The 20940-nt window shown below is 73.2% G+C and carries 20 protein-coding genes; 6 read left to right on the plus strand and 14 right to left on the minus strand.

All coding sequences use genetic code 11. The features are described 5' to 3' along the window. Position 1: 1 nt before the first annotated feature. From ACWPXV_RS04655 to ACWPXV_RS04685, 7 genes are all read right to left on the minus strand, one after another. Positions 2-748, minus strand: coding sequence for an ABC transporter permease (locus ACWPXV_RS04655; RefSeq protein WP_454084130.1), 747 nt, complete (start codon positions 746-748; stop codon positions 2-4). Further along, a complete protein-coding gene (locus ACWPXV_RS04660) occupies positions 745-1536 on the minus strand; it encodes an ABC transporter permease (protein WP_454084131.1) in 792 nt (263 codons plus the stop codon). Before ACWPXV_RS04660 ends, ACWPXV_RS04655 begins: the two co-directional genes overlap by 4 nt. Next, entirely contained in the window at positions 1533-3005 is a 1473-nt protein-coding gene (locus ACWPXV_RS04665; protein WP_454084132.1) for a class I adenylate-forming enzyme family protein, read from the minus strand. Before ACWPXV_RS04665 ends, ACWPXV_RS04660 begins: the two co-directional genes overlap by 4 nt. Continuing rightward, a complete protein-coding gene (locus tag ACWPXV_RS04670) occupies positions 3002-3427 on the minus strand; it encodes a PaaI family thioesterase (RefSeq protein WP_454084133.1) in 426 nt (141 codons plus the stop codon). The genes ACWPXV_RS04665 and ACWPXV_RS04670 overlap by 4 nt, the downstream gene beginning before the upstream one ends. Further along, positions 3424-4452 carry a zinc-binding dehydrogenase gene (locus ACWPXV_RS04675; RefSeq protein WP_454084134.1) on the minus strand — a complete coding sequence of 343 codons (1029 nt, stop codon included), beginning with the start codon at positions 4450-4452 and terminating at the stop codon, positions 3424-3426. The genes ACWPXV_RS04670 and ACWPXV_RS04675 overlap by 4 nt, the downstream gene beginning before the upstream one ends. A gap of 284 nt (positions 4453-4736) precedes the next feature. After that, positions 4737-5153, minus strand: a complete 417-nt coding sequence (locus ACWPXV_RS04680; protein WP_454084135.1) for a CBS domain-containing protein — start codon at positions 5151-5153, stop codon at positions 4737-4739. A 189-nt stretch (positions 5154-5342) separates the two neighbouring features. Further along, on the minus strand, positions 5343-6446 hold the full coding sequence (locus ACWPXV_RS04685; protein WP_454084136.1) for an excalibur calcium-binding domain-containing protein: 1104 nt from the start codon (positions 6444-6446) through the stop codon (positions 5343-5345). A 151-nt stretch (positions 6447-6597) separates the two neighbouring features. Between ACWPXV_RS04685 and ACWPXV_RS04690 the strand changes: the two genes are divergently transcribed. The 3 genes from ACWPXV_RS04690 (at position 6598) to ACWPXV_RS04700 (ending at position 10306) form a co-directional block, all read left to right on the plus strand. Then, positions 6598-7404, plus strand: a complete 807-nt coding sequence (locus ACWPXV_RS04690; RefSeq protein WP_454084137.1) for an arginase family protein — start codon at positions 6598-6600, stop codon at positions 7402-7404. Between the two features lie 19 nt (positions 7405-7423). Then, positions 7424-7957, plus strand: a complete 534-nt coding sequence (locus ACWPXV_RS04695) for an acyl-CoA thioesterase (RefSeq protein ID WP_454084138.1) — start codon at positions 7424-7426, stop codon at positions 7955-7957. A 207-nt stretch (positions 7958-8164) separates the two neighbouring features. Continuing rightward, complete coding sequence (locus ACWPXV_RS04700; protein ID WP_454084139.1) at positions 8165-10306, plus strand: DEAD/DEAH box helicase; 2142 nt, start codon at positions 8165-8167, stop codon at positions 10304-10306. Between the two features lie 42 nt (positions 10307-10348). Here ACWPXV_RS04700 and ACWPXV_RS04705 read toward each other — a convergent pair whose 3' ends face one another. Then, positions 10349-12559: a SpoIIE family protein phosphatase gene (locus ACWPXV_RS04705; RefSeq protein WP_454084140.1), complete on the minus strand. Its 2211-nt coding sequence runs from the start codon at positions 12557-12559 to the stop codon at positions 10349-10351. Positions 12560-12682: 123 nt separating this feature from the next. Here ACWPXV_RS04705 and ACWPXV_RS04710 point away from each other — a divergent pair, with 123 nt between their 5' ends. Beyond that, positions 12683-12997: a hypothetical protein gene (locus tag ACWPXV_RS04710; protein WP_454084141.1), complete on the plus strand. Its 315-nt coding sequence runs from the start codon at positions 12683-12685 to the stop codon at positions 12995-12997. A gap of 114 nt (positions 12998-13111) precedes the next feature. Here ACWPXV_RS04710 and ACWPXV_RS04715 read toward each other — a convergent pair whose 3' ends face one another. Continuing rightward, positions 13112-13513 (minus strand): four-helix bundle copper-binding protein, encoded by a 402-nt coding sequence (locus ACWPXV_RS04715; protein ID WP_454084335.1) that lies wholly within the window; start codon positions 13511-13513, stop codon positions 13112-13114. Positions 13514-13810: 297 nt separating this feature from the next. On the opposite strand from ACWPXV_RS04715, the gene ACWPXV_RS04720 reads away from it, so the two are divergent. Then, the gene (locus ACWPXV_RS04720; protein ID WP_454084142.1) at positions 13811-14089 is read left to right on the plus strand and encodes a hypothetical protein; all 279 of its coding nucleotides are present in this window, start codon (positions 13811-13813) and stop codon (positions 14087-14089) included. A 16-nt stretch (positions 14090-14105) separates the two neighbouring features. Here the strand turns inward: ACWPXV_RS04720 and ACWPXV_RS04725 are convergent, their stop codons facing one another. From ACWPXV_RS04725 to ACWPXV_RS04740, 4 genes are all read right to left on the minus strand, one after another. Next, a complete protein-coding gene (locus ACWPXV_RS04725; protein ID WP_454084143.1) occupies positions 14106-15047 on the minus strand; it encodes a hypothetical protein in 942 nt (313 codons plus the stop codon). A 95-nt stretch (positions 15048-15142) separates the two neighbouring features. Then, positions 15143-16612, minus strand: coding sequence for an MDR family MFS transporter (locus ACWPXV_RS04730; protein ID WP_454084144.1), 1470 nt, complete (start codon positions 16610-16612; stop codon positions 15143-15145). Between the two features lie 158 nt (positions 16613-16770). After that, positions 16771-17253, minus strand: a complete 483-nt coding sequence (locus ACWPXV_RS04735; RefSeq protein WP_454084145.1) for a pyridoxamine 5'-phosphate oxidase family protein — start codon at positions 17251-17253, stop codon at positions 16771-16773. 85 nt (positions 17254-17338) lie between these two features. Further along, positions 17339-18151, minus strand: coding sequence for an alpha/beta fold hydrolase (locus tag ACWPXV_RS04740; RefSeq protein WP_454084146.1), 813 nt, complete (start codon positions 18149-18151; stop codon positions 17339-17341). 252 nt (positions 18152-18403) lie between these two features. Here ACWPXV_RS04740 and ACWPXV_RS04745 point away from each other — a divergent pair, with 252 nt between their 5' ends. After that, a complete protein-coding gene (locus ACWPXV_RS04745; RefSeq protein WP_454084147.1) occupies positions 18404-19606 on the plus strand; it encodes an MFS transporter in 1203 nt (400 codons plus the stop codon). Positions 19607-19614: 8 nt separating this feature from the next. Here ACWPXV_RS04745 and ACWPXV_RS04750 read toward each other — a convergent pair whose 3' ends face one another. Beyond that, positions 19615-20859, minus strand: coding sequence for a globin domain-containing protein (locus tag ACWPXV_RS04750; protein ID WP_454084148.1), 1245 nt, complete (start codon positions 20857-20859; stop codon positions 19615-19617). Positions 20860-20940 lie beyond the last annotated feature (81 nt).

Below are 20940 nucleotides of genomic sequence, written 5' to 3' on the forward strand. Positions count from 1 at the left end.
CTCAGGCCCGGTGGTAGCGACGGTCGGTGAGGCGCTCGACGGCGCCGAAGAGCAGGTTGAGCACGAGGCCGAGGATCCCCAGCAGGAGGATCGCCCCCCACACGGCCACGATGTTGAAGCTGGTCTGCGCGGTCCACAGGACGAACCCGATCCCGATGCGGCTGCCGGTCATCTCACTGGTGACGACGAGGATGAGCGCGAGCGGGATCGCGATGCGGATGCCCGCTGCGGCGCGCGGGTAGATCGCCGGGGCCACGACATGGAGCTGGCGGAACCAGCCGGTGATCCCGAAGCTGCGGGTGGTGTCGAGCAGCGTGGCGGGAAGCTGCCGGCAGCCGTCGATGACGTTGAGGAGGATGGGGAAGAAGCAGCCGAGCGCGATGATGAAGATCTTCATCGACGTCCCCAGCCCGAACAGAACCATCGCGAACGGGATGAGTGCGGTGGCCGGGATCGCGCGGACGAACTCGAAGGTCGGGGCGACCGCCCGGTCCAGCCACCGCACCTGGCCGACGAGCATGCCGAGCCCGATCCCGAGGACGACGGCGACGGAGAGCCCGACGGCGAGGTTGCGGACACTGTCGACGAGGTGCTCGGTGCCGGCCCCGCCGAGCCAGTACTCGAGGAGGTTGTCCAGCACCCGCGGCAGCGGCGGGTAGTAGGGGTTGGTCGAGTCGGCCGACGTCGCCCACCACACGGCGAGGGCGAGCACCGCGCCGAGCAGTCCGAGCAGGGTGCGGCGGTTCATCGGCGTGCCCCCTGCCAGCCGACGACACGCCTGGCCAGCACGGTGAGGACCGTGTTGATCGCCAGGCCGACGATCCCGATGACGACGACGTAGGCGTACATCCGGGTGAGGTCACCGGCGCTGCGGGCGAGGTTGAGCCCCTGGCCCAGACCCGGCACACCGCCGAGGAGGATCTCACTGGTCACCGTGATGATGAGCGCGGTCGCCGAGGCGATCCGCACGCCGGTCACCAGTCCGGGCACCATCGCGGGCAGCGTGAGCCAGCGGACCGTCTGCACGCGGGAGAGGTTGTACGCACGAGCGGTGTCGCGGGCCACCGGATCGACGGCGCCGGTGGCGTAGATCGCGGCGACGAGCATCTGCCACACGGCGGCGTAGGCGGCGAGGAACACCGCGCCGTCTCGTGCGCCACCGATGGTGAGGACGACGAGCGGGATGAGCGCGATCGAGGGGATGGGGCGAAGGAACTCGACGACGGGCGTGAGCAGCCACTGGACCCAGCGCACGCTGCCGAGCAGCATCCCGACGACCGTCCCGAGCACGACCGCGATCCCCAGCGAGACCGCCCACCCGACAAGCGTGCTGCCGATGTCGGCCCACAGCGCCGGGCCGGCGAGGAGCCGGCCGAGGGCGACGAGCACCTCGGTGGGCGGCGGGGCGTAGCTGCGGGGCAGGACGTCGGTCACGGAGAGCAGCTGGAGGAGGGCGAGCAGGCCGACGACGACCGCCGCGGGCAGGGCCACGGCCTGGAGCCGCGACTCGCATCGCGCCGCCGTCACGGCCGTCACGGGGCCTCCAGGAGCCGGACGGCGCGGGCGGCGAGGCCGTCCCGGTCTGCCTTGTTCGTGCTCGACAGCGGGATGTCCTCCAGCACCCAGACCCGGCGCGGGTGGGCGAAGGGCTCGAGGTGCTCGAGGACGTGCGCCTTGAGCTCCTGCTCGCTGGCCTCCGTCCCGGGCCGGAGGGTGACGAAGGCGACGGGCTTGGCGCCCTTGACATCGTCGGGGACGGGCACGACGACGGCCTGGTCGACGGCGGGGTGTGACTCGAGGACCTGCTCGACCGAGCGCGGGAAGACGTTCTCGCCGCCGGAGGTGAACATGTCGTCCTCGCGACCCGCGAAGAAGTAGAAGCCGTTCTCGTCGACGCGGAAGACGTCGCGGGTGTGGTGGAAGCCGTCGGGGGTCACGGGGACGGCGACGTCGGGCCGGTTGTGGTAGCCGGTGAGCAGTGCCGGGTTGCGGATCTCCAGCACGCCGCGGCCCTCGACGGGCCGCCCGGTGCCGTCGACGAGGCGCAGCTCGACGGCAGGGTTCGCGACCCCGACCGAGCCGTCGGGCGTGGGCAGGCCGCCCGGGTGCGGGGCGAAGACGACGGGCCCGGACTCCGTGGTGCCGTAGCCGAAGGCGATCTCGGCGTTGGGGAAGGTGGCACGGAGCTGGTCGAACAGCGCCGGGGCCGCGGGCGCGGAGCCCATGTAGATGCCGCGCACGGAGGAGAGGTCGCGGCCCTCGAGCAGCTCGGGCCGCTGGAGGAGCATGGCGAACATCGGCGGCACGCCGCTCAGCTCGGTGACGTGGTGGGAGGTGAGCGCGTCGACGAACAGAGCGGGCTGGAACCCCGGCAGGAGGACGATCGTCGCGCCGGAGGCGAGCGAGCGCTGCGAGTTCGTCAGCGCGTTCATGTGGTAGAGCGGGGCGGAGATGAGCACGCGCGTGCTTCCTGGCTCCACCGTCCGCGCCGTCTGGTCGATGACCCACAGGTGGCTCGCCTGGGACAGCAGGACGCCCTTGGGGCGGCCGGTCGAGCCGGACGTGTAGAGGATCATCGCCGTGTCACCCGGGTCGGGCACCACGCTGGTGAAGGACGACGGCGGGGCAGGAGTGTCGAGGTCGAGGGAAGGGACGTCGGTGGTGACCAGCCCCCGCGTGCGGTCGTCGACGAGGAGCAGCGTCACCGCGGCGTCCTCGAGGACGTAGCCGAGGGTCTCCGCCGGCATCTTGTGGCTGACCGGGACCGGCACGCCGCCGGCGCGCTGGACCGCGTAGAAGGCGACGAGCCACTCGGGGGAGTTGTGGGCGAGGATCCCCACGGTCTGGCCGGGACGCAGGAGGGCGTGCAGCTGCGCGGCCCGGGACTGGACCGCGGCCTCGAGCTCGCCGTAGGTCAGGGTTGTGCTGCCCTCGGCGGTCACCCCGATGACCGCCGGGGTGTCGGGGCGGTCACCGATGATCCGGTCGCCCTGGTTACGACTCATGATCGCGATCCCGTGGTGCTCGGCGCGAAGCTCGCGTAGGTCCCGCGGCCCACGGCCACCTGCTTGCCGGCGCCGTCGAGCACCTCGGCCTCCGCGACGGTGAGTGAGCGGCCGAGCTTGACGGGCCGTGCGACGACGAGGAGGTCGCCCGGGGCGGCCGCCCGCAGGAAGTGGGTGGTGAAGTCGATGGTCGGCGCGGGGGCGCCCTGACTCGCCACGAGCGCCCAGTCCGCGGCGAGGTCGAGCAGGGCGGCGAGGATGCCACCGTGGGTGACCCGCGCGGTCGTGCCGTTCTCCCACTCCTCGCGCCAGGTGGCGCTCAGCCGCAGCTCCTGCGCGCTCACCGAGACCACCCGCAGCCCGAGCCACCGGTGGAAGGGGGAGCTGAGGATGCGCTCCTCGAGCTCGGCCGTGGTGATCACTCCGCGCTCCCCGGGGTGACGACGACCTTGCCGAGGACCTCGCGGTCGCGGACCTTGCGCAGCCCCTCGACGGCCTGGGACAGCGGCAGGACGTCGCTGACCGGCGGGTCGATCGTGCCGGCCGCCACCATGCCGAGCAGGGCCTCGAAGTCCTCGGTGTCGAAGCCGTTGGAACCGATGATCTGCAGCTCGAAGGACCAGATGTAGCGCAGGTCCTCGACGGGGTCGAAGCCGGCCGTCGCGCCGCACACGAGGATGCGCCCGCCGAGCTTCGTGCTGCGCAGCGTCGGGTGCCAGGTGTCCCCGCCGGTGAAGTTGATGACGACGTCCATGCCGGTCTCGTCGCTCCACCGGGCCGGCTTGCCGTAGTGCTCCTTGACCCACTGGTAGAAGTCGACCTCGCGGTAGTTGAGCACCTCGTCCGCGCCGATCTCGAGCAGGCGCTGGGCCTTCTCGTCGGAACCGGCGGCCGCCACGACGTGCGCGCCGAGCTGCTTGGCGAGCACGATCGACGCGGTCCCCACGCCGCCGGAGGCACCCAGGACGAGGACCTTGTCCCCGGCGTGGATGGCGCCCTTGCCGACGACCATGCGGTGTGCCGTCCCGTACGCGACGGGCAGCGCCGCGGCCTGGACGTCGGTGACGCCGTCGGGGATCGCGATGAGCTGGGTCGCCTCGACGAGGCTGTACTCGGCCATCCCGCCGTCGCGCTGCTCACCCATGAGCTTCCCGGCGGAGTCGAGCGGGTGGACGAGCACCCGGTCGCCGGGCCGCCAGCCCGTCACGTCGTCGGCCACCTCCTCGACGACGCCGACGACGTCGAGGCCGATGACCACGGGCAGCGGCAGCCGGATCCCCGGCATCCCGGTGACCGTGAAGATGTCGTGGTAGTTGAACGAGCTCGCGGTGACACGGACGACGACGTGCCCGGCCACCAGCTGGGGGCGGGGATAGTCGTCCTCGAGGCGGAGCGCGTCGAGCTCCCCGTGCTCACGGAGCACGAGGGCACGCATCGTCTGGGTCAAGGCCGGGGTCCTTCCTGAAGGCTGCTGCTGCACACGTCGGACGTGAGAGAGGGCGACAGAGAGGTCGGCAGGCGGTCCGTCTGGGCGGCCGGGTGCCGTGTCGCCTAGGACCGACAGATCATCGTGTGCACCCGCGCGAGGTCGATGTGCCTCCGCGAGGTCAGGTGCAGTCGGTACATGTCGATCATGGTCCCACAGCGTCCGAGGCGCGACGGCACCGGGTCCAGGCGACGAGACGGTGGCCCGGGCGGCTGCTCACCGTCCGGCACGTGGTCGACGACGGTCTAGGTGTTCGGCTCCTCCGCGGAGATGTCGGCGAGGGCCGAGGTGGGGTCGCGGTCGACGGCGAGGTCACCGATCGACACGATCCCCACGAGCCTGCTGCCCTGGAGGACGGGGATGCGCCGCACCGCGTGCTCGCGCATGAGGCGCACGGCCTCGGCAGCGTCGGCGTCGGGCGTCGTCGTCACGAGGTCCTGGCTGCACGCCTGACGCACCGGGTCCTCGGGGGAGCGGCCGGCGGCGACGATGCGCACGACGATGTCCCGGTCGGTGACGATCCCGACCACCTCGCCGGCGTCGACGACGACGACGGCGCCCACGTCACCCGACGCGAGCAGCTCGGCGGCGTCCCGCACGGTGCGGTTCGCCTCGATCGTCGTGGGGTTGGGGGTCATGCTCTCTGCGACGGTCCCGGCCATGGCGGCCTCCCTGGTGGTGTGTCTGCGGTCACGTCCAGGGTGAGCCGGGAGCTCACTGTCCGCATCCGGGAATGCGGCGGCGAGGTCCGTGGTTGGACCAGGCGACCGGCCCGGTTTCACACCCCCGGGCTCCAACACGAGCCGCTTCGAGCGGCCACTCGCCGTGAGGCGGTTGGCCGGGCCGGTCACCTACTCGCAGCCCACGCCGTCACCGTCGCGGTCGAGGTGGCTGCCGTAGCCGGGCTGGCCCACGTAGACCGGCGCGGCGCCGGCGTTGCGGGCCGCCGTGCAGTTCTCGTAGTAGGCGCTCCCGCCGGACCCCGACGACGTCTCCTCGGCCTCCGCGGCGCGCTCGGCCTCCCGCTCGGCGCGGGCCGCCTCCTCCGCCCGGGCGGCCTCCTCGGCCTCCCGTGCCGCCTCCTCGGCGGCCTCGCGCTCGGCCTCCTCGGCGGCCCGTCGCTCGGCCTCCTCGGCCGCGCGCCGCTCGGCCGCGCGCCGCTCGGCCTCCTCGCGCTCGATGCGCTCCTCCTCGACGGCCCGCTCGGTCTCGATGGTCTCCTCGACCGCGACGACCCGCGCGTTCCACTCCTCGACGTCCTCGCGCAGCGTCCAGTGCTCACCGGTGTAGGCGACGAGTGGGAAGGCCGTGTCGTCGCCGTCGAGCAACGTCACGAGGGCGGCGCCGGTGGCCGCAGCAGCGGCCGCCCTGGTGGACCAGCCGTCGAGCTCGGCGATCGTGCCGGTCCCGACGGCGGCCTCGAGCTCCGTCACCTGCTCGCCGTAGGTCAGCACCTGGGCGGGCACCGTGCACTCGACCGTCTCGGAGGACAGGCCCAGGCCCTCGACCTCGGCGGCCTGCTGGGCGGTGAGGACCGCGTCGTAGAACCGCCGGTTAGGCTCCTCGACGACGGCGACGCCCAGGCCGGCGCGCGCGATCTCCTCGTTGACGAGCGAGCCCTCCTCGATGACACCGGCGAGCAGGTGGCCGGCGTCGTCGTGACGCTCCTCGTCGAGCTCGAGGTCCACCTCGGTCCCGGCCGGGAGCCGCTCGGTGAGGAAGGCGGTGGCCTCGTCGCCGAGGCACTCCTCGGGGGTGGCGACGTTGAGGAGGCGCACCCGCTGCTCCTCGCCGTCGACGACGACGTCGATCGTCTCGCCGTCCACGACGGCCGCGACCGACGTCACCGTCTCCGGGCTGCCGGCGACGGCGGCGCCGCCGGCGAGGAGGAGGGCGGCGGTGACGACGCCGATGCCGACCTTGTGATCGCGGAGGAACGTGAGGGCGTCGGACATGGCGGCCTTCCGGGAGGGGCGCGGCGGGCACCGGTTGCGCGGCCGCATCACCCGCACGATCGGCGGCGTGGGCGGTGAGATGAGGAGTCACCGGCGAGCCGCTCGGACCTACCCTTCGGGCGTCCCCGCCGCCGTCCGCAGGAGCGCCCACGTGATCGATCTCGTCGTGTCCCAGGGTCGGGTCGCCGACCGCACCGCCGGCGCCATCCCCGGCGCCCTGCTCACCGCCGAGGCCCTCGCCGAGCGGACCGGCCGCGCGCTCCGGGTGGTCGGGGAGCCGTCGGCGGCACTCACCGACGACTGGAGCGAGGCGCTGCCTGCCGCGGCCGCCACGCTCTCCGGCCTGCGGGACGCGGTCGCGGACAGCCTCGCGGCGGGACGCATCCCGGTCATGGTGGCCAACACCTGCGCGGCCAGCCTGGCCACGCTGCCCCTCGTCGCGCGGCACCACCCGGACGCCGTCGTCCTGTGGATCGACGCGCACGGTGACTTCAACACCCCGGCGACCACGTGGTCCGGGTACCTCGGCGGCATGGTCGTCGCGGCCGGGTGCGGGCTGTGGGACAGCGGCCACGGCGCCGGGCTCGACCCGCGGGGCGTCGTCATCGTCGGCGGCCGCGACATCGACGACGCCGAGCAGGACCTCCTCGACACGCACGGGGTGCGGGTGCTGGACCCCAGCGCGAGCACCGCTGAGCGGGTGCGGGAGGTCGTCGGGGACCGCGAGGTGTGGATCCACATCGACTGGGACGTCCTGGAGCCGGGCGCGGTCCCCGCCGCCTACCGGGTGCCCGGCGGCCTGCTCCCCGGACAGGTCGCCGCCATCCTCGCGGCCCTGCGGCCCGACCGGGTCGCCGGCCTGGAGATGGCTGAGCTCGAGGCGACGGGCACGCCGGCGGACGCAAGCGCCGTCGCCACCATCCTGGCGACCGTGGAGCCGCTGATCAGCGCCCTGTGAGGGTGTGTACCGTGCGGGCATGTCCCGCCAGCTCCACCTGCTCCTCGCCACCGCCAAGCCGCGCCGCTCCATCGGCCTCGACGTCCTCGCGCCGTCGACCACCACCCTGCGGGTGCTGCCCACCGACCTGGACCTCTACCTCCACGTCAACAACGGCACCTACCTGCAGATGATGGACGTGGCCCGCAGCAACTACATCGCCGACCTCGGCGGCTTCCCGCGCCTGAACGAGAAGCGCTGGTACCCGGTGGTCGCGGCGTCGACGATGACCTACCGCCGCTCCCTGCGGCTGGGGGACCGGGTGGAGATCACCACGCGCGTCGTCGGCTGGGACGAGCGGGTCGTCTACCTCGAGCAGGTCTTCACCCGGCGGGGTGAGCGCTGCGCACGCGGCGTCGTCGCCGGGCGCTTCCTCACCCGCGGCTCGGGGGAGCGGGTGCCCGCGCCGCAGGTCGTCGCGCACCTCGCCGGCGCCGAGCTCGCCTCGCCGGAGATCCCCGACGACGTCGTGCGCTGGGCACGCGCCGTCGACGTCGCCCACCGCGGGGCGTGAGATCGCCCACGCCGAATGGACGCGGCACGGCCGAGGTCCGGGGGTAGGGTGAGGGCGTCGCGGTGGTCAGCCGACCGGGTTGTTCCGGTGGCGGACCTGCTGCAGCGAGACTCTCGGCGAGACTGGACCATCTGACGTCCGTCGCCCCGGGTGCTGCGTGTGGGCCGTCCCGCCGCGATGTGTGTCGTCACTCCGGAGGAGGAGTCAGTGGCTCGAGGAGCCCAGCGCCCGTCGGGCGCTCGCCGTACTGCCCCGCGCAGCACGCAGAAGCGCAAGCACCAGGACAACAGCGGGATCATCCCCGTGCTTGCCCGCGCCGTCCGCGAGGTCGAGGGTGCGGTCACGCGCGAGCGGGTGGTGCCCTCCACCCGCACGAAGTTCCAGGCCATCGCGCTGCTCGTGCGCGAGGAGCGGGCCCGCCTCAAGGCGGACACGACGCTCAACGAGGCCCGCCGCGGCGAGGAGCTCAAGCGCCTCGACGGCATCGCCACGATCCTCGCAGTCACCGCCGCCCGCGACCCGCGCCTCCTCGCGCTCATCGCCGACGAGGCGATCGTCTCGCCCGAGGCCCGCGAGCTGCGCCGTGAGATGCTCCTCGAGGCCGGCTTCGACGTCCCCGAGGAGGAGGAGCCCGAGGCCGAGGAGGCCCGCGAGCCCTCCGCCGTCGAGCAGCGCCAGGTCGTCCCGCAGGCCGTCGTCTCCCGCCAGATGGCCAACCCCTTCCTCGAGCCGGACTACGACGCCGTGCGCAAGCCGCCGGCCCGCCCGCGCAGGCTGGCCGGCTGGGAGCTCATCGAGCCGCTGCTGCGCTCCTTCGAGTACGGCGGCGAGGCCGCGTGCATGACGCTGCCCCCGCCGAACGGCACCCGTGTGCCCCCCGGGCTCAAGCTCATGCCCCACCAGTCCCGCCTCGTCGAGGCCGCCGCCGAGGGCCACCGCACCTTCCTGCTCGCCGACGAGCCCGGCCTGGGCAAGACCGCGCAGGCGCTGCTCGCCGCGCAGGCCGCCGACGCCTACCCGCTCCTCGTCGTCGTGCCCAACGTCGTCAAGACGAACTGGGCGCGCGAGGCGGAGCGCTGGACGCCCGCCCACCGCGCCACGGTCGTCCACGGCGACGGTGAGGACATCGACGCCTTCGCCGACATCATCGTCATCAACTACGAGATCCTCGAGCGGCACGTCGGCTGGCTCGGGAGCCTTGAGCTCGGCGTGCGCGGGATGGTCGTCGACGAGGCGCACTTCATCAAGAACAAGAAGTCCCAGCGCTCCCAGCACGTCCTGGGCCTCTCGGAGCAGCTGCGCTCGCGCCCGTGGGCCCCGCTCCTCATGGCGCTGACCGGTACCCCGCTCATCAACGACATCGAGGACTTCACGGCGATCTGGCAGTTCCTCGGTTGGATCGACGACGAGAAGCCGCTCGGGGACCTCATGGAGGCGCTCGAGGAGACCGGCCTGGTGCCCTCGGACCGCGGCTTCTACGCCGCCGCCCGCAGCGCCGTCATCGAGCAGGGCATCGTGCGGCGTCGCAAGATCGACGTCGCCGCCGACCTGCCCGCCCGCCGCATCGCCGACGTCTTCGTCGAGCTCGACGACGCCGCGGGCCGCTCGATCCGCGACGCCGAGCGGGCCCTGGCCCGCCGTCTCGTCACCCGCTACCAGAAGGCGCTGGAGGTGCGGCACGGGGAGAACGTCGTCGAGGGCATCGACCACGAGCTCGTCCGGCAGGTCGCCGTGTGGGAGACGACGAGGACCTCGGAGAAGAAGTCCGAGGACAACGTCTTCACGATGATGCGCAAGCTCGGTTCGGCCAAGGGCGGGGCCGCGGCCGACTACGCCGCCCAGCTGGCGCGCAACGTCGGCAAGGTCGTGTTCTTCGCCAAGCACATCGACGTCATGGACGCCGCGGAGGAGCTCTTCACCCAGCGCGGCATCCGCTTCGCCTCGATCCGCGGGGACCAGACCTCCACGGCCCGGCAGCGCAACATCGACGCGTTCACGAACGACCCCGAGGTCTCGGTCGCCGTCTGCTCGCTCACCGCGGCAGGCGTGGGACTCAACCTCCAGGTCGCGTCCAACCTCGTGCTCGCCGAGCTGTCGTGGACCGATGCCGAGCAGACCCAGGCGATCGACCGCGTCCACCGCATCGGCCAGCCCGAGCCCGTGACGGCCTGGCGGATCATCGCCGCCCAGACCCTCGACACCCGCATCGCCGAGCTCATCGGCTCCAAGGCCGGCCTCGCGGCCCGGGCGCTGGACGGGTCGGACGAGGAGGTCGTCGCCGACGTCCAGGTGGAGATGCTCGTCGCGCTCCTCACCGACGCGCTGACCCCCGCCCCGGCCACCGTCTGACCGCGGGCCGCCGGCCGGGGGAGACCCCGGCCGGCGGACCGGTCAGGTGCGGCGCAGGACGACGGCGGTCGCGTCGTCGTCGGAGTGCGGGTCGCGGACGGCCGTGATGAGCGCGTCGAGGTCCCCGGCGACCGGCCCGCTGAAGGCGTGGCGCAGCCGCTCCAGCCCTTCCGGCAGCGGCTGTCCGCGCCGCTCGACGAGGCCGTCGGTGAACAGGACGACGCCGCCGCCGTGGGGGATCTCGACGACCTCGGTGGCCGGCTCGCCCCGGCCGTAGCCGATGGGCAGGGTGCCGGGGTCGGTGTGCCAGGAGGCGCTGCCGTCCGCGCCCAGGAGGAGCGGGGGCAGGTGCCCGGCGCGCACGTACTCCATCCGGCCCGTCACGGTGTCGATGACGGCGAGGAGCAGGGTGGCCATCTCCCCGGCCATCGTGCGCTTGGCGAGCGTGTCCAGGCCGAGCGTAGCGGCGGCCGCCGAGCTCTCGCGGACGAGCAGCGCCCGCAGCCCGTTGCGCATCTGCCCCATGACCGAGGCCGCCGGCATGCCGTGCCCGGCGACGTCCCCGACGGCGATCGCGAGCCGGCCGTCGGGCAGGCACAGCGCGTCGTACCAGTCCCCGCCCACGCGTCCGCCGTCGCCCGGCGCGTAGCGCGCGTCGATCGACCAGCCCGCGGCGCGGGGGAGGGCCGTGGGCAGCGAGGAGCGGTGGAGGATCTCGGCGGCGCGGCTGTCGGCCAGACCGCGCAGGTAGAGCGCCTCGACGGCGTGGCGCCGCAGCAGGGTGGCGGTGTCGACCTGGTCCTCGGTCCACGGCAGGCTCGAGCCGCGCACGACCTCGCGCCACCGCTCGAAGGACTTGCGCGGGGACAGCCGGACCTCGTCGCCCTCGAGACGGGCGATGGCCTTGTTGTGCGGGTCGCCGCCCCAGTCGACGGCGGTCGCGACCTCGCGGCGCAGCCAGGCGATCGCGTCGCCGTCGGCGAGGTTGACGACGAGGGCGCCCGCGTACGGGCTGTCGGGCACCGCGGCGCCGAGGGAGTCGGTGGCGACGACCTCCTCGCCGGTGCCGGCGGCCCAGCGGAGCACGGCGTCGGCGTCGTCCGGCTCGATCCCCACCCGGGCGGTGCGGCCCTGGGCCCGCACGATGACGCCGTCGGCCTCCATGACCGACAGGAGCGCGGGCTGCTGCACGAGCGCCTCGGTGAGCGGCAGGTCCTCGTCGCGGCTCGCCGCCACGAGGCCCGCGAGGTCGTGCGCCACCCGCCGCGCGGCCGTGATCCGGTCCTCCTCGACCTGGGCGATGAGGCGCAGGGAGAGGACCGAGCCGAGGAACTCCGCGGCGGCGCGGGCCCCGTAGGAGGGGGCGTGCGGGCCGGAGTAGTGGTGGCAGGCGATGAGCCCCCACAGCGTCCCGTCCTTGAGGAGGGAGATCGACATCGACGCGGTCACGCCCATGTTGTGGAGGTACTCGACGTGGATGGGGGAGACGGAGCGGAGCGTCGCGTAGGTGAGGTCGAGGGGCGCGCCGGTGACGGGGTTGAGCTGGGGCACGAGCGGGCTCGGGGTGTACGCGAGGTCGGAGATGAGCCGGATCCAGTTGAGCTCGTACAGCGCCCGCGCCTGGGCCGGGATGTCCGTGGCCGGGTAGTGCAGGCCGTGGAAGGCGTTGAGGTCCGCCCGCTTGGCCTCGGCGACGACCTCGCCGTTGTAGTCGGCGTCGAAGCGGTAGACCATGACGCGGTCGAAGCCGGTGAGGTCGCGGACCTCGCGGGCGGCGACGTTGTAGAGCTCCTCGAGCGAGCGGGCGCGGTTGAGCTCGCCCAGGCTGCCGCGGACGAGCTGGAAGGTGTTGGCGTAGGCGAGCGGCCGCGGCCCCTCCGCCACCTCGAGCTCGAGGACGAGCAGCTGTTCCGCGCCGGGCGGGTGGTGGACGATCGCGTCCCAGGCACCGCCGTCGGGCAGGTGGACGAGCACGGGGTTGCGGTCGCGCACGTCGCCGGGCAGCTGGACGTGCGCGGCGACGACGGCGGCCGCACTCGCGCCGACGACCTCGTCCAGTCTGCGGCCCAGGACGTCGTCGACGGGCCGGCCGAGGAGCTCGGCGGTGTTGGCCGAGGCCTGGACGACGACGCCGTCGTGGAGGGCGAGGAGGACACCGCGCGGCTGGACCGAGCCGGGTACGTGGATGGGCTCCCGTGCGCAGTTGTCGAGGTCGACGGGGACGTCCGCAGCCAGCGCCAGGTCATCGGTCATGCAGGTCTCTCTCCTCGCGGGTGGAGCCTCAGTCTGCCAGGTCGCAAAGCCGTCCCGGGAAGCGGCGCCGTCCCCCACACTTGGGCGCAGGGCGAGGGCGCCCGGTTCGCAGGAGGGGGAGACATGGACGACGCGCAGCAGGAGACGACGGCGACACCGGTGACGGCGGAGACGACAGTGACGACGGAGGCACCGGCGACGACGGTGAGGAGGCCCGACCCGTGCGCGACGCACCTCGTCGGCGGCATCTCGGTGACCATCGTCGGTCTCGGCATCCTTGTGTACGGACTGTTCATGTACTTCAGCTACGCCGAGACGACGGGGAGCGCGAGCGCCGTGGTCCTGGGGTGCTTCGTCGCGGCGGTGGGCCTCACCATCTTCCTCGGCGGCGTCCTCCGCGCCGCCGAGGCCCTCGACTACCTGGTCCGCACCCGCTGACAGCCGGACGGGCCCCGCTCCCGGCGAGGGCGCGACGCCGACCGTAGCGCCGAGCGCTGAGGTCCCGCCGACGCCACCCACCGCCGAGAGCCGGCCTTCCCCGGACGCCCGTCCTCAGCCGATGGCGGCGAGCAGCTCCGCGCACGCCTGCTCACAGGCGCGGCACACCTCGGCGCAGATGCGGCAGTGCTCGTGGTGGTCGGCGTGCGAGGCGCACTCGTTGCCACAGGTGCGACAGACCTGGATGCACGCCTGGAGCAGGGCGCGCGTGACGTCGGCGTTGTACGCGGTCTGCCGGGACAGCACGTGGGCGGTGGCCTCGCAGACGTCGGCGCAGTCGAGGTCGGTGCGGATGCAGGCCCGCATCTCGCCGACCATCTCCTCGCCCAGGCACGCGTCCGCGCAGGCGGTGCAGGTCTGCGCGCAGGCGACGAGCGCGTCGATCGTGCGCGCCAGGAGCTCCGGGTCGACTCCCGTCCGGGCAGGTGAGCTGGCGATCATCTCGGCGGTCCTCATCGCGTCCTCCTGTGGTCGGCTCGGGAGCGCCGGGTCGCGCACCCGCTCCTCGACGCTACAAACCACACCGGCCAGCCGCACCCGCACGCTACGGTCGAGCTCCACGGCCGCAGCCCGCGGCACGCTGGAGGGGTAGTGATGGAGAGCAGCGGTCGAAAGCTTGCGGGGTGGCTCGTGCTGGTCGCGATCCCGGTCGCGGCCTGTGCCGAGGAGACCGTGGGATCGAGCGCACCCGCGTGTGAGGCCGCGATCCTCCGGGTGGAGCCCGCATCGGTGGCTCGCGGCGAGGAGCTGACCTTGAGCGGGACCGCGTTCATGGACGGCTGTGCGGACAGCTGCAGCGTGGACGAGGACACAGGGCACCAGTCGTGCGAGGCGGCGTCACCCTACCGCGGGATCACGGTCGAGCTCCTTCCCGACGACGGTGAGCCCGTGGAGCTCACCCGCGTCGACGCGGACGAGGACGGCGCCTTCACCGTCGAGGTGACCGTGCCGGCCGACGCACCCGAGGGCCGGGCGTCGATCACCACGGACGTCGTCTCCGGTGAGCCCGTCGAGGTGACGATCCGCCCGTGACGCTCCCGGCGCACGGTCACCCCCGGGTGGATTCCATCTCCTCGATCACCGCCGGAAGGACCGTGATGAGGACCGGGGAGGCGTAGAAGGTGTCACCCTCACGGGTGACGACGCCGATGTCCTCAAGGGCGAGGAGATCGTCCCGGACGGCGAGCCGCAGCTCCTCGTAGTCGTCCCGCTCGTCAGTGGCCTCGGGGACGTGCAGCCCGTCCGGGGCGACGGCGGACATGAGCGCCATCGCGGTGAGCGGCGGCGCGATCGCTGCGGAAACGCCGTCCTGCTCCTCGAAGAACGCGCTCAGGGTCGTCGCGTAGAGGATGCGGCCGACGACGACCCGCTCCTCGGGGGCGTCGTCCGGCCACGCCCAGGGCGCCACGCCGGCCGCGGGGACGAGCTGACCACTCCGGAGCTCGAGGAACCCGCCGCCCACCAGCCCGGCGACGAGCGCGCTGACCGGCGGGGCGTCCCACGTGGTCTCGACGTCCTCCTCGGCGTCGTAGCCGAACTTCTCCAGCAGCTCGAGCGTCGTCGCCCGCCCGAAGCCCTCGTCAGGGTCGAAGGGGTGCGCGGACCCGATGGCGCGCATGAGGATGTCGGCTCGCCGCATGAGCGGCGCGTCGACGAAGAGGGCGTGCTCGTCGACGTCGGCGAGCACGGACTCCATCGTCTCGTCGTCGGGCATCCGGTCGAGGAACGGCGGCAGGAGGACGTCGTCGTCGAGGTCGCCGTCCGCCCCGGTGTCCTCGCGCCAGAGCCCGTCACTGATCATGACGCGCTCCTCCAGCGGGAGGGAGTTGTACGTCTCCATGTACGCGGCCAGCTGCTCGGGGTCGGAGACGTCCACCCCTTGCTCGACCGCGTAGTCGATGACGTTGGTCCCGAGCGAGCCGCCCGCCGGACGCCGGTTCGCCGGGCGTCGCGCGGCGGGCTTACGGGGACGGCGCTTCTTCTTCGGCATGCCCCTCAGTGTGGCAGCCGCCACCGACACCAGGGGAGCTGGCGTGGCGGAGGAATCCGGCTGTCGGCGAGGGGAGGGGGCGCGGGCCCGAGCCCTCAGTGGCCGGCGGTCGCGGGGACCTCGTTCGCGGGCTTCCTCACGAGGAAGGAGAACGCGACGGCGACGACGGCCAGCGCCGCGCCGCAGAGGAACGCGTCGTGGATGCCCCCGGCCTGCGCCTCGACCGCGCCCAGGCCCTCGGTGACGCCCGCCGCGGTGCGCGTGGTCATCACCGTGATGAACAGCGCCGTGCCGGCGCCGCCGGCGAGCTGCTGCAGGGTGTTGAGGATGGCGCTGCCGTGCGAGTACAGCGCCGGCTGCACCGAGCCGAGCGCCGAGGTCATGAGCGGTGTCATGAGGAAGCCGAGGCCCATGCTGAGCAGCACGTGGATGGCGACGACGTGCCACGTGGCGCTGGTCGCGGAGAGCAGGGTCATGAGGCTCAGCGCGGTCGCGACGACGACGGAGCCCGGGATGACGAGCGGGCGCGGCCCGATGCGGTCGTAGAGCCGGCCCACGAGCGGGGCGATGAGGCCCATGGTGAGCCCACCCGGCAGGAGGACGAGCCCGGTCTCCAGCGTCGTCAGCCCCATGACGTTCTGGAGGAACATCGGCAGCAGGATGAGCGTGCCGAACAGTGCGCCCATCGAGATGAGCATCATGAGGAGGCTGACGGTGAAGGTGCGCGAGCGGAAGGGACGCAGGTCGAGCAGGGCGGCGTCCTCGCGCTGCAGGCCGAGCTGGCGCCGCGTGAACAGTGCGAGGGACACCGCGCCGATGACGAGCGGGACCGCCGGGGAGACCGCAGCCCCGCCCTCGGTGGCCTCACCGATGCTGCTCAGCCCGTAGATGAGACCGCCGAAGGCGGCGGCGGAGAGCACGATGGACAGGACGTCGACGGGGACGGCCCGCGGCGTCGTGATGTTCTTGACGAGCGAGCCGCCGACGACGAGCGCGATCGCCGCGATCGGCAGCACCGTGAGGAACATCCAGCGCCAGCCGAGGTTGGCGAGGATGAAGCCGGAGAACGTCGGCCCGACGGCGGGTGCGACGGCGATGACGATGGAGATGAGGCCCATCGTGCGGCCGCGGCGGGAGACCGGCACGAAGGTGAGCACGGTGGTGATGAGCAGCGGCAGCATGACCGCGGTGCCGCTGGCCTGGATGACGCGCGCGGCGACGAGGACCGGGAAGACCGGGGCGACGGCGGCGAGCGCGGTGCCCACCGTGAAGGTGCCCATGGCGGCGAGGAAGACCGAGCGCGTGGAGAAGCGCGTGAGGATGAGGCCCGTCGTCGGGATGACCACCGCCATGGTGAGCATGAACGCCGTCGTCAGCCACTGCGCCGTCGCCGCCGTGACGGTGAACTCCTCCATGAGGCGCGGGATCGCCACGCTCATGACCGTCTCGTTGAGGATCATGACGAAGGAGGCGACGAGCAGGATGCCGATGACCAGCTTGACCTGGCCGGGGATCTCCTCCTCCGCCTCGGTGGTGGCGGGGGTGGTGCGCTCGTCGACGCTCATGGGCAGCTCCTGGGACGTGGGATCGTGACGTACGCGGTCCCACGGCGCTCGGTCACTCCCGCGGGGGCAACCTCGCGCACCGGCGGCCGAGTCTATGTCGAACAAGCGAGTGGGACGGAGCCTTATTCCGTGCTCCGTCCCACTCCGCCGCGCTGCTGTCAGTCGAGCTGCACGGTGCCCGAGTCCCCGCCGTCGTAGCGCTCACCGGCGACCTTGGACTTGATCATGCTGTAGAGCTGGACGACCTTGCCGCCGGGGGTGTCCCAGTACTGCGCGGCGTGCGTGTCGATCTTGAGGAGGACGACGCCGGGGGTGTCCGGGCCGTCGGGGAACCACGCCTCGACGAAGCTGTTCCACAGCTCCTCGGACTTCGCGCGGTCGCGGACGACGGACGCGTTTCCGGTCACCGACACCCACGAGTCCCCGGAGCTGAAGGAGACGTTGACCGCCGGGTTGGCGGCCACCTCGGAGACGGTGTCGGAGCGGTCGTCGGCGAAGAACCACAGGTCGCCGTCGAACTCGACCTCCTGCAGGCCCATCGGCCGGCTCACCAGCCGCCCGTCGGCGTCGACCGTCGTGAGCATGGCGATGCGAGCGTCCTTCATGAGCTCGGCGACCTTCTTGATTCCCTCGTCAGTCATGTGTCCTCCTCGTGGGCAGCCGGCCCTCACGGCCGGGACCTTCCCACCGAAACACGCGCTGCCGGGCCGCGCGACCGGAGGTGCCCTACGCCGTCGTGAGGTGCTCGCGCACCGCCGCGGCGACGGCGTCCGGGTCCAGCCGGTGGTCGGCGCCCGCGACCGCGCGGTGCCGGCCGCGGGGGAAGGACTCCCCGACGGCGACGGCGGAGGCCCGGAGCATCGGCCACGTCCCCTCCCCGTGGAGGGCCAGGACGGGGACGTCGATCGCTCCGAAGGCGGCCACCTCCGGGTAGCGCCGCGACAGCGCGGTGTCGTAGACGGTGCTGGCCGCCAGCGCCTCGCGCTCCGCCCAGCCCGGCAGCTGCCTCATCTGGGCCACCACCGCGGCGGGCAGTCCGACGGCGGAGGTGAGGAAGAGGGCGACGGCGTCACCTCGCCGCCCCTCACCGACGAGCCCGTGCAGCTGCTCGGGCAGGTCCGGTGGCGCGGACAGCGGGAAGTCCGGGGTGGCGAGCGGCGGCTCGAAGACGACGACCCGCGCCACCGGGAGACCCGTCGCCGCGGCGGCCAGCGAGAGCAGCCCGCCGGAGGAGGAGCCGATGACCGTGACCCCGCTCCCGCCGTCGTCGCCCGCCGCGCCGAGCGCCGCCTCCACCACCGCGGCCAGGTCCGCCAGCTCCCGCTCGACGGCGCCCTCGACGCCGGGGGACAGGTCCCCGCTGTGCCCGCGCGAGCGCCGGTCGTAGACCGTGACCCGGAGGTCGCCGCCCAGCGCCTGCGCGAGCGGCAGCGCGGAGGAGTGCTCGCTCAGCGCCCCGTTGACGACGACAGCGGGCGGTCCCTCACCCACGCTCCGGCAGGCGATCGTCGTCCCGTCCTGCGACGTCACGTGGTCCACGGAGCTCCCCTTCCCTCGAGGCAGCCGCGCTGGGCACGGCCGGCTGCCGTGGTCGGGGCACAGCCTGCCACCGGCCCGCTCGCGGCGGAAGGGGTGACGCATCACTCGTCTCGCAGGCCGGGTCCGGGCGGCGGAGCGGGCGGCCGCGCTCGTAGTGTTGACGGCGAGCCGTCACGCCGTCGGCCGCGTGCCTCCAGACCGCGGCCCGGCGCCCTCCCGGCCGGCTCTCCCGTGTCACCGAGGAGTCTGCCTGTGCCCATCGCCATCCTCGCCCTCGCGCTCGGCACCTTCGGGATCGGCACCACCGAGTTCGTCATCATGGGGATGCTGCCGATCGTCGGCGCGGACCTGGGCGTGGACGTCCCGACGGCGGGACAGTACGTGTCCTCCTACGCGATCGGCGTCGTCGTCGGTGCGCCGCTGCTCACCGCGCTGACCGTGCGCCTGGCGCGCCGCTGGACGCTGGTCGGGCTGCTCGTCCTCTTCACGCTCGGCAACCTGCTCTCCGCGCTCGCCCCCACGCACGAGGCGCTGCTCGCCACGCGGTTTCTCACCGGCCTGCCGCACGGCGCGTTCTTCGGCGTCGGGGTGCTCGTCGCGGCCTCGCTCGTCGCCCCGGGCCGCCGCGGCCAGGCGATGGCCACGGTGATGCTCGGCCTCACGGTCGCCAACGTCATCGGGGTCCCGGCGGGCACCTTCATCGCCCAGCAGCTCGGCTGGCGCTGGACCTTCGCGGCGATCGCGCTCGTCGGGGTCGTGGCGACGGTCGCCGTCGCCCTCCTCGCGCCGCGCGGTGAGCGGGACACGACCGCGGCCGGCTCGCTGCGCGCGGAGCTCGCCGCCTTCGCGCGCCCGCAGGTGCTCCTCACCCTCGCCGTCGTCATCTTCGGGCTGGGCGGCCTGTTCGCCAGCTACAGCTACGTGACGCCGATGCTCACCGACGTCTCGGGGCTCGCGGAGTCCTCGGTGCCGTGGGTGCTCGTCCTCGTGGGCGTCGGGATGACGGCCGGCTCCTTCCTCGGCGGGCGCATGTCCGACCGCAGCACCCTCGCCAGCCTCACCGGCGGGCTCGTCCTCGTCATCGCCGTGCTCCTCGCGCTCACCGTGTTCCTCGACAGCCCGGTGGTCGCCGTCGTGCTCCTCGTCCTCCTCGGCTTCGGCAGCCTCGCCCTCGGCCCGGCGATCCAGATGCGGATCGTCGAGCAGGCCGGGGGCGCGCCGACCATGGTCTCCGCCGGTGTGCAGTCCGCCTTCAACATCGCCAACACGATCGGCGCGTGGCTGGGCGGCGCCGTCATCGCCGCCGGCGCGGGCCTGCGGGCCCCCAACCTCGTGGGTGCGGCGCTCGCCGTCGTCGGCCTGGTCCTCCTCGGCGCCTCCGCGCTCCTCGAGCTGCGGCAGCGACGGACGACGACGACGGCGCAGCAGCCCGAGCCGGTCCCGGCCGCCGCGTAGCGCTCGGCTCAGGCGGGCAGCAGCCAGTCGTTGGGGGCGAAGAGCTCGTAGTGCACCCGTGCCGAGGGCACCTGGGCCTTCTCGAGCTGGACCCGCACCGCCTGGAGGAACTCGTTCGGGCCGCAGACGAGGATCTCGGCCGCCGGGTCGAGGGTGACGGTGCCGAGGTCCATGAACCCGGTCCGCGCACCGGGGGCGGTGCCCCGCTCGAACCACGTGTGCAGGTCGGCGCGGGGCAGCCGGCCCACCACCGCGCGGAGCTCGTCGACGAGAGCGGCGTCGTCGGCGTCGCGGTCGGCGTGCAGCACGGTGACTGGCCGGCCGGCCTCGCGCTCGGCGAGGTGGTGGAGGATGCCGAGCATCGGGGTGAGGCCGATGCCCGCCGACACGAGGACGACCGGCCCGCTGCCGGCCTGCTCGACCGTGAGGTCGCCGAAGGGCAGCGTCACCTGGAGGTCGTCCCCGGCGTGGAGGTTCGCGTGCAGCCACGAGGAGACCTCACCGGCCGGGTCGCCGGCGGTGGAGGTGACGCGCTTGACGGTGAGGCGCCACCGCCCGGTGCCCGCGGGGCCGGACAGGCTGTACTGACGCAGCTGGCGCGCGCGGTCGGGCAGGGTCACCCCGACGGAGACGTACTGCCCGGGTACGAAGTCCGGGAGCGGCCGGCCGGGGTCCGGGGAGGCGAGCACGAAGGAGTCGACGTCGGTGGACTCCTCGACGCGCTCGACGACCCGCGCGGTGCGGAAGACGTCCCCGGGCGCCACGCCGGCGCCCGCGTAGAGCTCCGCCTCGAAGGCGATGAGCGTGCGCGCCATGATCCAGTAGACCGAGTCCCACGCCGCGGCGACCTCCGCCGTGACGACGTCCTCGCCCAGCACCTCGACGATCGCGGCGAAGAGGTGGTCGTGGACCACCTGGTACTGCTCGGCGGTGATGCCGAGGGAGGCGTGCTTGTGCCCGATGCGCTCGAGCAGCTCGCGCGGGCTGGGGGAGCCGGGCGTGACGAGGAGGGTGGCGAAAGTCGCGACCGAGGCCGCCAGGGCCTTCTGCTGGGCGCCCTGGGCCTGGTTGCCGCGGTTGAAGGTGTCGCGCAGCAGCTCAGGGTGGGCGGAGAACATCCGGCGGTAGAACGTCGGTGCGATCTCGCCGATCTTGCTGCCCACCAGCGGCAGCGTGGCGGTGACGACGGCCTCGTGCTCCGGGCTCAGGCGCTCCTCGACGGTGGCGGTCGGCATCTCGAGCTGTGCGGTCATGGTGTCCCCTCGTGTCGTGTCCGTGGCGACAGCGAGAGGCGGTGCGGTCGGCAGCCCCCCGGTGCCTCCCCGACCCTAGGG

The organism is Georgenia sp. Marseille-Q6866 (assembly GCF_965111665.1).